The sequence below is a fragment of the Acinetobacter sp. TR11 genome, assembly GCF_027105035.1.
Classification (GTDB): Bacteria; Pseudomonadota; Gammaproteobacteria; order Pseudomonadales; family Moraxellaceae; genus Acinetobacter.
In genome coordinates this window covers 267604-281407 of record NZ_CP114256.1, presented here as the reverse complement: position 1 = coordinate 281407, position 13804 = coordinate 267604, and the positions used below count along the sequence as shown (strand labels likewise).

Sequence of the window (13804 nt, the reverse complement as noted above, 5' to 3'; positions counted from 1 at the left end):
CTCTTATTCTCCTACTTGGCTTGGAAAAGCGTTAATTTGTTGCCAAACGCGTTGATTTAATTGCATTAAGGCATCTTTCGCTGTGATCTGCTCTACTGGAAGCCCCATACGTGCACTTTGTACTTCCACATTCAATTGCCAAGCTTGTTTAAGGAGTTGAACTTTACGTAAACGGACATCCTGTAACTGAGTTGTGGCTTGTTGTACATCCGTAACAGCAAATTTACCTAAACGAAAACCTTGCAAAGTCTTTTGCTGAACCTGTATCGCTAAAGGTACTTGTTGGTCATTTAACTGTTTAAATTGCGTTTGTAATCCACGTAGTTCAACAAGACGAACATCAATATCCAACTGATTTTGCTGACGATAAAAACGTTGTTGTTGCTGAATCAGTGTTTGCTTCACTTCCGCAATCTGGATACCGTATTTTTGTGAGTTAAAAATATTAAGCGGAATCTCCACCCCTAAACGAATTTGATTTTCAGTATTTTGATCTGCCGAACGAGTTCGATTCACACCAAAAGTCATAATCGGTTGTGGGCGCGATTTTGCTTTGAGCTGATCAATATTGGCTTGTTGACGCTGAGTTTCTAATTGCAAACCTCGCTCAAATAAATTCTCTATATCTTGTCTGTCTGTTTTTACGACTGTGGCACGAGACCAAAGCTCATTGACACTTGGAGCAATCACAAATTGATTCAGGTCACTGCCCCAAAAACTTGCTAATTGCTGCTGTGCAACTCGAAGTTGTAGATCTGCTTGTTGATCAATACGCTGATTTTCTAAATGTGCAATACGAACTCGCTCAACATCAACTTGAGCTATATTGCCAGCTTGATAACGCTTCATCGTTGCGTCTAAATTTTCTTGGCTGACTTGTAATTGCTCTGCAATCAAAGACTTTTCCAATTGGAATAATGCCACTTGTGACCATGCATATTGCACAATCAATTCAAGTTCAGCATTGTAGCGTTGCTGTTCTAAATCAACTTGAGTTGCTGAAAGCTGAGCAACTTTTTGTGCTGCACGACGTTGACCAAATAAGTCTAATGACTGGGAGATTCCAATCGCTAACTCTCGATCTTGATCATTTTGCAGACCCGTTTGCTCAATCGAGAGACTTGGATTTGCCCATAGACCACTTTGTTGTAGCCTTGCATTTGCCATCTGCTGTTGGGTTTGCCAATTGGATTGGTTGGCTTGATAAGCACGAATTTGCTCAAGAATTTGTTCAAAGTTACTATTTCGCTGCGCAACAGTTGTTGGCGATTGATTCACATTGAGTAAGGACTCAGCTGAAACTGCTTGAGCTAAAACTCCCACTGATAAGCCAATACTCAAAATTGACCATTTTAATGCTGATAAAAGCAGATGATTTCTAAGCGTACGCTTTTTAAATGCACAGATACGCTGATTTAAACTTAAAGACATAGAGAGCCCCGCAAATTAATAAGGTTGCGGTGGGCTATTTTTCGGCTACCCCACCTATAGCGGGGTGAATACAGGTGGCGGGGTGAGTTGTGATAAATGTGGCGACTGGTATAAATTAGACCAGTAATATTTTTGTTCTATTTCATGCGTCTGTAAAATTGGTTCATTCAACTGCTGTTGCGCTTCGGTCACAACGACATGAAAACAAGATGGCAAATGATCATGATGATCTTGCAAACTTAACGGCATGGGTAAATCAGAAGCATCTTGATCTGCAACTACTGCATGTTTTTCAGAAACATCTAAATTTTCAGGAATATGATGCCCAAAATGATTTAACGTACGATATTCAGTCGGCTGTTCATGCGCACAAAAAGCTGCCGCCACATTCCAAAAACTTTGGAACATGAACAAACTCAGCAAGAGTGTCATAAATACAGCAGAACGTTGCACGTTACACCAACTGTTCAAAATTTGGGTCACTATAGCAAGTAAAGTACATGTAATAAAATTACATTAAACAAACTAAAACAAGATCGTCCTGAAAGTTGGCTTTATAGCACAATCCTTGATTTGTATTTATAATTTCTGCAAATAAAAAAAACCAGCTCGAAAGCTGGTTTTTTTAGACAGGAAATTAACCTGTAATCTTTTTATACTTTGTACGTTTAGTTGCTGCTGTATCCCCTAAACGAGACTGACGGTATGCTTCATATTCTGCATAGTTACCTGTGTAGAATTCTGGCTGTTCATTCTCGAATGACAAGATGTGCGTTGCAATACGGTCAAGGAACCAACGGTCATGCGATACCACCATCACAGTACCTGGGAATACAAGAATTGCATCCTCAAGCGCACGTAAAGTTTCGATATCCAAGTCGTTCGATGGCTCATCCAGTAAGATAACGTTTGCACCTAACTGTAAGATCTTGGCAAGTTGTAAGCGGTTACGCTCACCACCAGACAATTCACCTACACGTTTTTGCTGATCTTGACCTTTAAAGTTAAAGCGACCGATATAAGCACGTGATGCAATTTCGTAATCACCAATTTTTAAGATATCTAAACCACCAGAAACTTCTTCCCAAACGGTTTTGTTGTTATCTAAGGTGTCACGGATCTGGCCCACATACGCAACTTTAACTGACTCACCTAAAGTCACTGTACCTGTATCAGGTTGCTGTTCGCCAGTCATCATACGGAATAGCGTGGTTTTACCCGCACCGTTTGGACCCACGATACCCACAATCGCTGTAGGCGGTACAGTAAATGTTAAGTTTTCGTAAAGTAAACGGCCATCAAATGATTTACTGATGCCTTCAACTTCTACAACTTTATTGCCTAGACGTGGGCCAGGTGGAATATAAATTTCAGAAGTTTCGTTACGCTGTTGGAATTCACGTGAGTTAAGTTCTTCAAAACGCTCCATACGCGCTTTGTTTTTCTTCTGCTGACCTTTGGCATTTGAACGAACCCATTCAAGTTCTTTTTTCAATGCTTTCGCAAAAGATTCTTCTTGTTTGTTCTCTTGCTCTAGGCGAGCATTCTTTTGTTCTAACCAAGAAGAGTAGTTACCTTGATAAGGAATCCCCATGCCACGGTCAAGTTCAAGAATCCACTCAGCCACGTTATCCAAGAAATAACGGTCATGCGTAATCGCAACGATCGTACCAGGGAAATCTTTCAAGAAACGCTCTAACCAAGACACTGATTCAGCATCTAAATGGTTCGTTGGTTCGTCAAGAAGTAACATGTCTGGCTTAGACAGCAACAAACGACATAATGCAACACGACGGCGCTCACCACCTGAAAGCAATGATACATCTGCATCCCAAGCTGGAAGATTCAATGCATCCGCAGCAATTTCAAGCTGATTATTCAGATTATGTGCATCCCAAGCATGGATGATTGATTCTAATTTTTCTTGCTCTTTTGCAAGCGCATCAAAATCTGCATCAGGCTCAGCATATTCAGCAAAAACTTGATCAAGACGTGCTAAAGCATCAAGTGCTTCACGTACACCATCTTCAACGTTACCACGAACGTCTTTGGTTGGATCTAATGGCGGCTCTTGTTCTAAGTAACCGATTTTGATTCCTGGTTGTGCGCGTGCTTCACCTGAGAAATCTTTATCTACGCCAGCCATAATACGGAGTAAGGTAGATTTACCTGCACCGTTCAAACCAAGCACACCAATTTTTGCGCCTGGGAAAAATGATAAAGAGATGTCTTTTAAGATTTCGCGCTTTGGCGGAACCATTTTCGACACTCGATTCATCGTATAAATATATTGGGCCACGCAGGACTCCTCAATTGAAAAACCAATAAATCGCAAAAAGCGAAAAATAATCGCACGTATTATACGCTGAAAACGGGATTAACATGAAGTTAAGATCATCTTTGTTTCATCCAATCAAAGGATTTTCTTTTTCAAGAGATTACACCATCAGGCATATGGTCATAATGACACATAAAAATAGACCGACATTCTATTCATATGAATAAAAACGCAATAAATCGCATAAATTATGCACCATTTTGAATAGCTTTTCGGCTACACTCGATCAGTATTTAACTCACATAGATGATGTAATCATGACCTATAAAGATGAAACTTTAGCCATTCATGCGGGATATTCACCAGAAGCCACTACAAAGGCTGTTGCTGTACCTATTTATCAAACCACGTCTTATGCATTTGATAATACACAACATGGTGCTGACTTATTCGATTTAAAAGTTCAGGGCAATATTTACACCCGTATTATGAATCCAACCACTGCCGTACTCGAACAACGCCTCGCAGCACTCGAAGGTGGTATTGGTGCATTGGCTCTAGCCTCAGGTATGGCAGCGATCACCTATTCGATTCAAACAATTGCTGAAGCAGGTGACAATATTGCATCTGTATCCACTTTATACGGTGGTACTTATAACCTATTTGCGCATACATTGCCGAAACAAGGGATTGAAGTTCGTTTCTTTGATTATCAGAATCCCGAAGCGTTACGCTCTATTATTGATGATAAGACCAAGTTAGTCTTTGTTGAATCAATTGGTAATCCGCTTGGGAATATCATCGACCTAGAAGCAATCTCCAAAATTGCCCATGAATATGGTGTCCCTGTCATTGTAGATAATACTGTTGCAACTCCTGCTTTATTGAAACCATTTGAATTTGGTGCGGATATCGTGGTTCATTCTCTGACAAAATACATTGGCGGACATGGCAATAGCATTGGTGGTGTCATTATTGATAGTGGTAAATTCCCTTGGGGCAAATATCCTGAACGTTTTAAAGCGTTGAATACACCAGATCCAAGCTACCACGGCGTGAATTATGTTGAAGTTCTAGGGGAAGCTGCTTATATCGCACGTGCACGCGTTGTTCCGCTACGCAATACAGGGGCTGCGATTAGTCCACTGAGTGTGTTTTTGATCTTACAAGGTTTAGAAACTTTAAGCCTTCGTATGGAGCGCCATACGGAGAATGCACTAAAAGTTGCAAATTATTTGAAACAACATCCAAAAGTAAAGTGGGTCAATTATGCAGGTTTAAGTGACCATCCACAGCATAATTTGGCACAAAAGTATGTGAAAGGTAAACCTTCAGCGATTCTTTCTTTTGGCGTACAAGATGGCTTAGAAGGCGGTACTCGTTTTATCGATGCATTACAACTGTTTACACGTTTGGTCAATATTGGTGATGCCAAAAGTTTGGCATGTCACCCTGCTACCACAACCCATCGCCAACTCAATGCTGAAGAACTTAAATCTGCTGGTGTCAGCGAAGATCTAGTTCGCCTTTCGATCGGTATCGAACATATTGATGATTTGCTTGCAGATCTAGATCAAGCACTCGCTCATGTTTAAACGCCATTAAATCAAACAGCCTCTCTTGTAGAGGCTGTTTGATTTAATAAACTAAAACTTATTTCCCTTTCAACTATCCCTATATTTATTTTTAGAGTTTTTACTCTAAAAAATTTATTATATTTCAAATATTTACACTAGACAAACAGAAAAAATCGGTTAATATTAATACAAAATAAAGTGCAATGTTTAATCGCAATAAAAAAGCATTGCAAACAACAGCTTGATTAATGTAGGTAACTTACATGAACGCAAAACTCAAAAAACTTTTTCAACAAAAAGTCGACGGGAAAACTATTGTTGTCACTGGTGCATCAAGTGGCATTGGTTTAACGGTATCAAAATACCTCGCTCAGGCAGGTGCTCATGTCTTGTTGCTTGCTCGTACTAAAGAAAAATTAGACGAAGTCAAAGCCGAGATTGAAGCTGAGGGTGGAAAAGCTTCTGTTTTTCCATGTGACCTTAACGACATGGAATCAATTGATGCAGTTTCAAAAGAAATTTTAGCTGCTGTTGATCACATCGATATTTTGGTTAATAACGCAGGTCGTTCAATTCGTCGTGCTGTACATGAGTCTGTTGATCGTTTCCATGATTTCGAACGTACAATGCAATTAAATTACTTCGGTGCAGTACGTTTGGTATTGAATATCTTGCCACACATGATGCAACGTAAAGACGGTCAAATCATTAACATCAGCTCAATTGGCGTACTTGCAAATGCAACTCGCTTCTCAGCTTATGTAGCATCTAAAGCGGCATTGGATGCATTTAGCCGTTGTTTATCTGCTGAAGTTCACTCGCACAAAATTGCAATCACTTCGATTTACATGCCGTTAGTGCGTACACCAATGATTGCACCAACTAAAATCTATAAATATGTACCGACGCTTTCTCCTGAACAAGCAGCAGACTTGATTGCTTATGCGATTGTGAAACGTCCGAAAAAGATTGCAACCAACTTAGGTCGTCTCGCATCAATTACTTATGCGATTGCACCAGATGTAAATAATATTTTGATGTCAATCGGCTTCAACTTATTCCCAAGTTCTACGGCATCTGTAGGCGAGCAAGAGAAATTAAATCTTGTACAACGTGCCTATGCGCGTTTGTTCCCAGGTGAACACTGGTAATCTTGTGATTCCGATTTTAAAAAACAGCGTATCTCTAGATACGCTGTTTTTTTATGATTTAAACAATTTGTGTGGATGTTGTTTGTTTCATCCAATCTGTTGTTTTTGTAATGGCATCCGCTAAATTCCCTGTCTGTATATCCCAACGTTGTCTAAATTGTTTAAGCGGTTCTAAATCTAGTTGTTCAGTCCTCAAAAAACTTAACATCTCAGCCGACATTTCTAATTGCTTTGCCAACCATGTCCATTTCAAAATTAATCGTAAAATAACCAGCGGCACATGTTGTTTCGGTGCTGAGACATTTAATTGTTGAGCAATCATTTGCGTCAATTCAGACAAAGGAATGTTCTGTTCTGAGGCAACTAATAAGGACTGGTTCACTAAACCTAAATCTGTTGCAGCTCGCACCATCACTTGGCATAGATCATCTACGCTCACCAAAGGCAGATAATGTTTTGGTGTTGCAGGAATTGCACTCATTTTACGGCGCTTTAATAAATCAATCATTTGAGCAATCGGTTGATTGTGAGGGATTTCACCCGATAAAGCATCACCACAGACTGTAGCAGGATGAATAATCGTCCAATCAATCGAAAGCTTTTCAGCACATTCTATCCAAGCGTAATGAGCCTCTATTTTGGAAGCTTCATACGCTCCCAACTGTTGATACACAGATGACCAATTGGTTCGATCAGGTTGTTCTAAACACACACCCGCCTGTTGCAAATGCGAGAGAATCGTCAGCATATAACCTGAAACATGTACTGCACGCTGTAGATCACAATGTTGTGCTACACAACGAAGTAAGTTTAATGCACCATCGACATTCACAGCACGAGCTTGTTGCATACTCAGGTTCCATGCAAAAAGCGCGCTACTGTTATACAGCGTATTCACTGAACTTAATTTTTCCCAATCTTGTTCGCTCATTCCGAGCCTAGGCTTAGTCACATCACCTTGAATAAAGCTCAACCTTTGAATCGAGACCTGCTTGAGACTCAACCACTGTTCTAAAATAGCTTGCTGCTGTATTGGATTACGCAATAAGGCAAAAACGTGATGCCCTCTTTTTAATAATTCGGCAATTAAAAATCGACCGACAAATCCTGTTGCGCCTGCAACCAAAGCAACCTGTTGTTGATGAGATTTTGTTTGCTTATTTTCCATTGTACATGCCTTATTTTTCAAGATAGGAATAGGCTAAAGGATGGAGTACACTCAATGGTCAAGGCATTTCTAATCAAATTTTATATAACAATAAAGGTACTATGATGTTAATTGGACAACTCGCAAAACAAACCGAACTCAGTCGGGATACCATCCGTTTCTATGAAAAAATGCAGCTGATTCAGTCCATCACTCGTAATAACGGATATAAAGATTATCCTGAACAAACCTTACAACAATTACACTTAATACGAACTGCAAAAAATCTAGGGTTTTCACTCAATGAAATTAAACAAATTTTAGCACTGACCACACAAGGGGAAATTCCAGCCATTCAAGTACAAGACATTTTCCAAGACAAACTAAATATGATTGATGAAAAAATTGAACAGTTGATGAATATCAAAACCATGTTAAGCCGATTTACACAAGGTGAGGCATGCCCACTCAGAGCAGATTGCCCTATTCCTGATATAAATTAATTATTTTTCAAAATATTAGAGTCCAAGTTTAATTTTAGTTTCATTCCTGCCTCCTTAAAATTTCTTTTTATTTAAAATATCGCTATAAAAAGCATACAAAATAGTGTCATTTTCATTTTTTTCAGCGGTATATAACATTGATTAAAAGCTAAATAAAAAAGACCTGATTGGATAAAAAAAGGAATAGGAATGAACCAAACATATAGTAAGGAAGAAAGACCCAGCCGTATTAAAGGCATTGTCGGTGCAGCATCAGGGAATCTCATTGAATGGTTCGATTTTTATATTTATGCAGTTTTTGCTGCTTATTTTACTCATGCATTGACTGCTCCAGATATGGATCCAACCACTAAAGCCATTTATGTCTAGGGAGTATTTGCGGCGAGTTTCTTTATGCGACCAATAGGCAGTTGGTTGGTTGGTCTTATTGCGGATCGACATGGTCGAAAGCAATTTATGGTGATTTCAATTTGCCTTATGGCGCTCAGTTCTTTTCTTTTTGCTGCATTACCGACTTATGAACAAGTTGGAATGTTTGCTTCTTTTCTACTCCTCATGGTTCGTTTATTACAAGGTCTATCTGTTGGCGGTGAATATGGTGCTGTTGCCACCTATATGAGTGAGCTAGGCTTAAAAGGGCAGCGTGGATTCTTCGCATCATTTCAATATGTCACGCTATCTGGTGGACAACTTCTTGCCAGTTTACTTGGGGTGATTTTGCTCGGGTTTATGACGGAGCAACAATTAAATGACGGCGGTTGGCGTATTCCATTTGGGATTGGCGGTGTTGCTGCCTTGCTTTCTCTTGCTGCACGAAGTCGCTTAGAAGAAATCTTTCCCATGAAGATGCTCAACGCGAAGAATCAGGAAGCTTAATTGCTCTATTAAAGCAGCATTGGAAAACCTTTCTCTTTGTGGTCGGTTATACCTCAGCAGGTTCACTGACCTTTTATGTGGTGACAGTTTATTCAAAGACCTATCTCACCAATATTGGTGCCCTCATATTTAAAGATGCAGGCATTGAAAATATCTTCTTTATCTATGTCATTTTTATGCTGATTATTTGTTTCTTGTGTAGCTTGGCGCTACCGAAAAAACCTGAATATTTGGAACATGATCACTAAATAAATCGAGTATCAACAAAACTACATTGTCTTTCTCAACTGTAGTTTTGTTGATATAGGATTTCACAATAACTTCAACACGCACGTCATTTCATCTATTCATTTCAATACAAACACCAATCCATAAAAACAAGCCAAACTCAAAATAATCGTCAACAAGGTGTGGCGGACTTTATATGCAATCAAAATCGTTAAAATCGTGGCAAGAAAATAAGGATTCAGTAAAGTCGAACGAAATGCCCCCTGCTCATCCATAAACACAATCGGTGTTGCAATAGCCGTCAGTAAACACGGCGCAGAATATTGCAAAGACCGCTGAAACCATTTGGGTAAGCGCAAAGGAAGATTAGGTTCAAGCAAGATATAGCGATTCATAAACACCACAATTGCGAGAATAATCAGGAGAAACCAAGTCATGCTGTACGCTCCCTAAAATTCTGCAAGCAAGTGGCTGCCAACATCCCAATCACACCTGCCATAATCGCGGCACTTTTAAAACCTAAGCTTAGAAAAACAACAGTGAGAATCACTGAAACCAATACCCCAACCAAAGTATTTAAGTTTTTAATAAATGGAACCACAATTGCGATAAATGTCGCAACAATCGAAAAATCGAGATGATATTGATCTAAATTAGGAACGGCTGAGGCAAGAAAGACTCCACAAGCACTAAACAGAACCCAACATAAATAAAAGCAAAGTCCTGCGCCTAACAGATAGTGAATATAATGCTGTTGCTTTTTAATACTGACGGCAAATAATTCATCGGTCAGCAAGAAACCTAGCATCAACCGATATTTTAATGGTTGTTTGGAAATATCTTCGCGTAAATACAATGCATATAAATAATGCTGTGTGGTAATCAGAAAAACAGAAATAATAATTGTGAGCGCAGGCGTTCCTGCCATGACTAAACCTAAGGTCATTAATTGTGCTGCACCAGCAAAGACCAGTGCTGACATCCCAATCGCTTGTAAAGTCGTTAGCCCCGCTTGAATCGCCATTGAGCCTGCGAGTAAACCCCACGGCAACACCGCAAAACACAATGGCAGTATTTTGATCACTCCATTTAAAAATGCCCGTGATTCGGTCATCGGAGTGTCATCTGTGCTTTCACCTAACATCAACATCACAATTATTCATTAAAGAAAATAGACTATGCCAAAAATTGCTAAATGAAGATTGTATAAAATTGCTATTTTATTTGAGATAAGCGATATAACCGCCTGGGGTAATGCCAAAAGCTTGACGAAAATGCCGACTAAAATGACTTTGATCCGAGAAACCACACTGTTGTGAAACCTCAGATAAGTTCAATCCTTGTCTTAATAATCTTTGTGACTTCTGTAAACGTGCTTGAATGAGCCATGCATGCGGTGAGAGTCCAACATGCTTTTTAAATTGACGTAAAAAATGCCACTGACTCAGATTGGCGATTTCTGCCAATTGAACCAAAGAAAACTCTTGTTCAGGCATACTCGCCATCAATTCTTTAATATTTAGAATACGTTGTTTGGCATGGCTGAGATCTGTTGCGAGTGGCTTGACTTGACTGTACTTTGATACGAGCCAAGCAATTGTTGACAGAAATAAAGTTTGTTTGAGTAAGGTATTGTTAGGTTGCTCTAACAAATCAAAGAGTAAACGAAATTGCTGTGCCAAGCCTTCATCATGCAAGACCGCTTCTCTAAACCACGGTGCTGTGCCGTGTACTGTAGTGAGATCACGGGTTAATTCATGGAAAATTTCAGGAGTCGGATAAATCGCGCGGTAACGCCAACCGGTTTCTACGGCAGATGAGCCTGTATGCACTTCATCGGCATTCACTAAAATAATATCGCCTTGTGGCGCAACATGATTCCCACCTGTGCGATAGAACCGCTGTGCTCCTTCTTCGATCACACCGATACAAAATCCTTCATGAACGTGTCGTGAAAACTCCTGCTGAAAGTAACTGGCTTTCAACATTTCCAAACCACCCAATTCTTCAAGGTGTAAGTAATCGACTTGTTCTCGAGGTCTGCGCGACATCACGACCTCCTAAGGCATGTATGCATCATTTCAGGTTAACGCGATTTAGATAGATTTATAGAACAAAATTGCTTTTTTATAACTCAATCACTTTATTAAATCATCTTTGAGCAAAAAGAAAAAACCTCCCAGAAGGGAGGTTTTTTTAAACGAATTTGAAATTATTTAGAACCCTTAAGCCCTGCTTGTAATAACAAAGCACCTAAACCACCAATTTTTTGCTCTTGTGGTTTTTCAGTTTTTGGCTTGTTATTTTGCGGGCGCTTAAAGTCACCTTCTTTGCGTGGTGGACGTTGACCTTGAGGCTTACGCTCTGAACGTTCAGTTCGCTCTTGCTGTGGACGCTGTTGTTGACGTGGCGCTTTAGCAGGTGCAGAACCTTCTGCACGCATACTTAAGTTCACACGATTACGTTCCACATCCACTTGCATCACACGCACTTGCACAATTTGACCTGGTTTCACCACTTTATGCGGATCAGAAACAAATTCATTCGCAAGTTCAGAAATATGCACTAAACCATCTTGATGCACACCTACATCCACAAATGCGCCGAAGTTGGTCACATTGGTCACTACACCTTCGAGCTGCATGCCTTCAGTGAGTTGAGCAACTTCTTTAATGTCTTCACGGAATTTGGCAGTACGAAACTCTGGGCGTGGATCACGAGCAGGCTTTTCAAGTTCAGCTAAAATATCTTGAATCGTCGGCAAACCAAACTTGTCATCAACAAACTCATCGGCTTTGACTTGGCGAATGATTTCAGTATTACCAATAATATCTTTTACCGTTGTCGCTTTTGCTGCAACAATCTTTTCAACCACGCCATAACTTTCTGGGTGAACTGCTGATGCGTCCAATGGTTCAGAACCATTTTGAACACGTAAGAAGCCTGCTGATTGCTCAAAAGTACGCTCACCTAATCGTGGCACTTTTTTCAAGGCTTGACGGTTGTCGAAACGACCATGTTCTTTACGATATTCAACGATTTGCTGTGCAATCGATTTATTTAAACCTGCAATATATGCCAAGATCGCTGGAGATGCGGTATTCACATCCACACCCACCGCATTTACACAGTCTTCAACTACCGCATCCAGTGTTTTAGCCAAACCAGTTTGATTCACATCATGCTGATATTGACCCACACCAATTGATTTCGGATCAATTTTAACAAGCTCGGCCAATGGATCTTGTAAACGGCGTGCAATTGAAACCGCACCGCGAATTGAAACATCTAACTCTGGCAACTCTTGTGAAGCCAATTCACTTGCTGAATAAACTGATGCACCTGCTTCACTGACTGTAATACGCGTCAGTTTCAAGTCAGCATTGGCCACCATCATTTCTGCAACAACGGCTTCAGTTTCACGGCTTGCTGTACCATTACCAATCGCAATCAGTTCCACGTGGAACTCTCTGCATAAACGAGCTAACTCTGTAATTGAGCCTTGTTTATCTTCTTTCGGTGCAAATGGGTAAATTGTGCTATGTGCTAGAACATCGCCTGCATCACTCACAACCGCAAGCTTCACGCCTGTACGGATACCAGGATCAACACCTAAAGTGGTACGACCACCTGCTGGTGCAGAAAGGAGTAAATGACGTAAATTTTCAGCAAACACATCCATTGCTTCAGCTTCAGCAGCCAAGCGCTTATCAGTCAATAATGAATGTTCGATTTGCGGACGAATCTTACCAAGCCAAAATAATTTTGCAGTTTGTTTTAAATAATCTTGACGGCTTTGTGGTTGAATTTGATCAAGATTATATTCAGTTTCAATACGAGCTAACAGCGTATCATCTTCGCCGTCCACTTTTAAACCCAATACATTTTCTTGACGACCACGTAACATCGCCAATAAACGATGAGAAGGTAATTTATTTAGGTTTTCAGAAAACTCAAAATAATCACGGAATTTTTTACCGACTTCTTTTTTCTCTTCAGAAGCAACCGCGCTCTTAAGAACTGCTGTTTTAGAAAAAATTTGTTTTAATTCAGTGATTAATCCAATATTTTGTGCCCAATCATCAATCAAGATGTGCTGAATTGCATCAAGTTGGCTTTCGATATCTGGGTAATCTTCATGACTAAAACCTGCCAATGCATCAGTCGGATCAACTTGATCGGCAATAATTTTTTCAGCTATTGGACCTAAACCAGCTTCTTTTGCTTTAAATGATTTGCTGGTGCGTTTTGGACGGTACGGTGCATAAATTTCTTCTAATGCATTTTTCGTTTCAGCCGCATTTACACGTGCTAATAAATCATCGCTTAATTTATCTTGTTCTTGTAAAGATTGAATCACCTTTTCACGACGCTCGTATAAATCACGTAGATAAGTTAAACGTGTGTCGAGTTGGCGTAATTGCGTATCGTCTAAGCCCTGCGTGACTTCTTTACGGTAACGTGCAATAAAAGGAACGCTAGCGCCTTCATCAATTAAACGAATAGCAGCTTCTACTTGGTTTGGACGTACGGCAAGTTCATTTGCCAACTGCTGAACTAAGTCAGTCATCGTGATTGATTCCACAAGGGTTAATTCTAAAAGCACTGATTAT

At 40.0% G+C, this 13804-nt stretch carries 11 protein-coding genes and 1 pseudogene; 4 read left to right on the top strand and 8 right to left on the bottom strand.

Annotated elements, in window-relative coordinates; genetic code table 11:
• Positions 1 to 3: 3 nt before the first annotated feature.
• From O1450_RS01285 to ettA, 3 genes are all read right to left on the bottom strand, one after another.
• Positions 4 to 1431, bottom strand: coding sequence for a TolC family protein (locus O1450_RS01285; protein WP_269229423.1), 1428 nt, complete (start codon positions 1429 to 1431; stop codon positions 4 to 6).
• Between the two features lie 54 nt (positions 1432 to 1485).
• Positions 1486 to 1884 (bottom strand): cation efflux protein, CzcI-like, encoded by a 399-nt coding sequence (locus tag O1450_RS01280; protein WP_269229422.1) that lies wholly within the window; start codon positions 1882 to 1884, stop codon positions 1486 to 1488.
• Positions 1885 to 2068: 184 nt separating this feature from the next.
• The gene (ettA, locus tag O1450_RS01275; RefSeq protein ID WP_269229421.1) at positions 2069 to 3730 is read right to left on the bottom strand and encodes an energy-dependent translational throttle protein EttA; all 1662 of its coding nucleotides are present in this window, start codon (positions 3728 to 3730) and stop codon (positions 2069 to 2071) included.
• Positions 3731 to 4026: 296 nt separating this feature from the next.
• On the opposite strand from ettA, the gene O1450_RS01270 reads away from it, so the two are divergent.
• The gene (locus tag O1450_RS01270) at positions 4027 to 5304 is read left to right on the top strand and encodes an O-acetylhomoserine aminocarboxypropyltransferase/cysteine synthase family protein (protein ID WP_005219416.1); all 1278 of its coding nucleotides are present in this window, start codon (positions 4027 to 4029) and stop codon (positions 5302 to 5304) included.
• A 245-nt stretch (positions 5305 to 5549) separates the two neighbouring features.
• Positions 5550 to 6437: an SDR family NAD(P)-dependent oxidoreductase gene (locus tag O1450_RS01265; protein WP_269229420.1), complete on the top strand. Its 888-nt coding sequence runs from the start codon at positions 5550 to 5552 to the stop codon at positions 6435 to 6437.
• Between the two features lie 58 nt (positions 6438 to 6495).
• Here O1450_RS01265 and O1450_RS01260 read toward each other — a convergent pair whose 3' ends face one another.
• Positions 6496 to 7605 carry an SDR family oxidoreductase gene (locus O1450_RS01260; protein WP_269229419.1) on the bottom strand — a complete coding sequence of 370 codons (1110 nt, stop codon included), beginning with the start codon at positions 7603 to 7605 and terminating at the stop codon, positions 6496 to 6498.
• 104 nt (positions 7606 to 7709) lie between these two features.
• Between O1450_RS01260 and O1450_RS01255 the strand changes: the two genes are divergently transcribed.
• Positions 7710 to 8087, top strand: a complete 378-nt coding sequence (locus O1450_RS01255) for a heavy metal-responsive transcriptional regulator (RefSeq protein ID WP_269230389.1) — start codon at positions 7710 to 7712, stop codon at positions 8085 to 8087.
• Between the two features lie 189 nt (positions 8088 to 8276).
• A pseudogene (locus tag O1450_RS01250) lies at positions 8277 to 9211 on the top strand (MFS transporter).
• 99 nt (positions 9212 to 9310) lie between these two features.
• Here the strand turns inward: O1450_RS01250 and O1450_RS01245 are convergent.
• From O1450_RS01245 to O1450_RS01230, 4 genes are all read right to left on the bottom strand, one after another.
• Positions 9311 to 9628 carry an AzlD domain-containing protein gene (locus O1450_RS01245; protein ID WP_269229418.1) on the bottom strand — a complete coding sequence of 106 codons (318 nt, stop codon included), beginning with the start codon at positions 9626 to 9628 and terminating at the stop codon, positions 9311 to 9313.
• Positions 9625 to 10335 carry an AzlC family ABC transporter permease gene (locus O1450_RS01240; RefSeq protein ID WP_269230388.1) on the bottom strand — a complete coding sequence of 237 codons (711 nt, stop codon included), beginning with the start codon at positions 10333 to 10335 and terminating at the stop codon, positions 9625 to 9627. Before O1450_RS01240 ends, O1450_RS01245 begins: the two co-directional genes overlap by 4 nt.
• A gap of 76 nt (positions 10336 to 10411) precedes the next feature.
• Positions 10412 to 11242, bottom strand: coding sequence for an AraC family transcriptional regulator (locus tag O1450_RS01235; protein WP_269229417.1), 831 nt, complete (start codon positions 11240 to 11242; stop codon positions 10412 to 10414).
• 161 nt (positions 11243 to 11403) lie between these two features.
• Complete coding sequence (locus O1450_RS01230) at positions 11404 to 13761, bottom strand: Tex family protein (RefSeq protein WP_269229416.1); 2358 nt, start codon at positions 13759 to 13761, stop codon at positions 11404 to 11406.
• Positions 13762 to 13804: the final 43 nt, after the last annotated feature.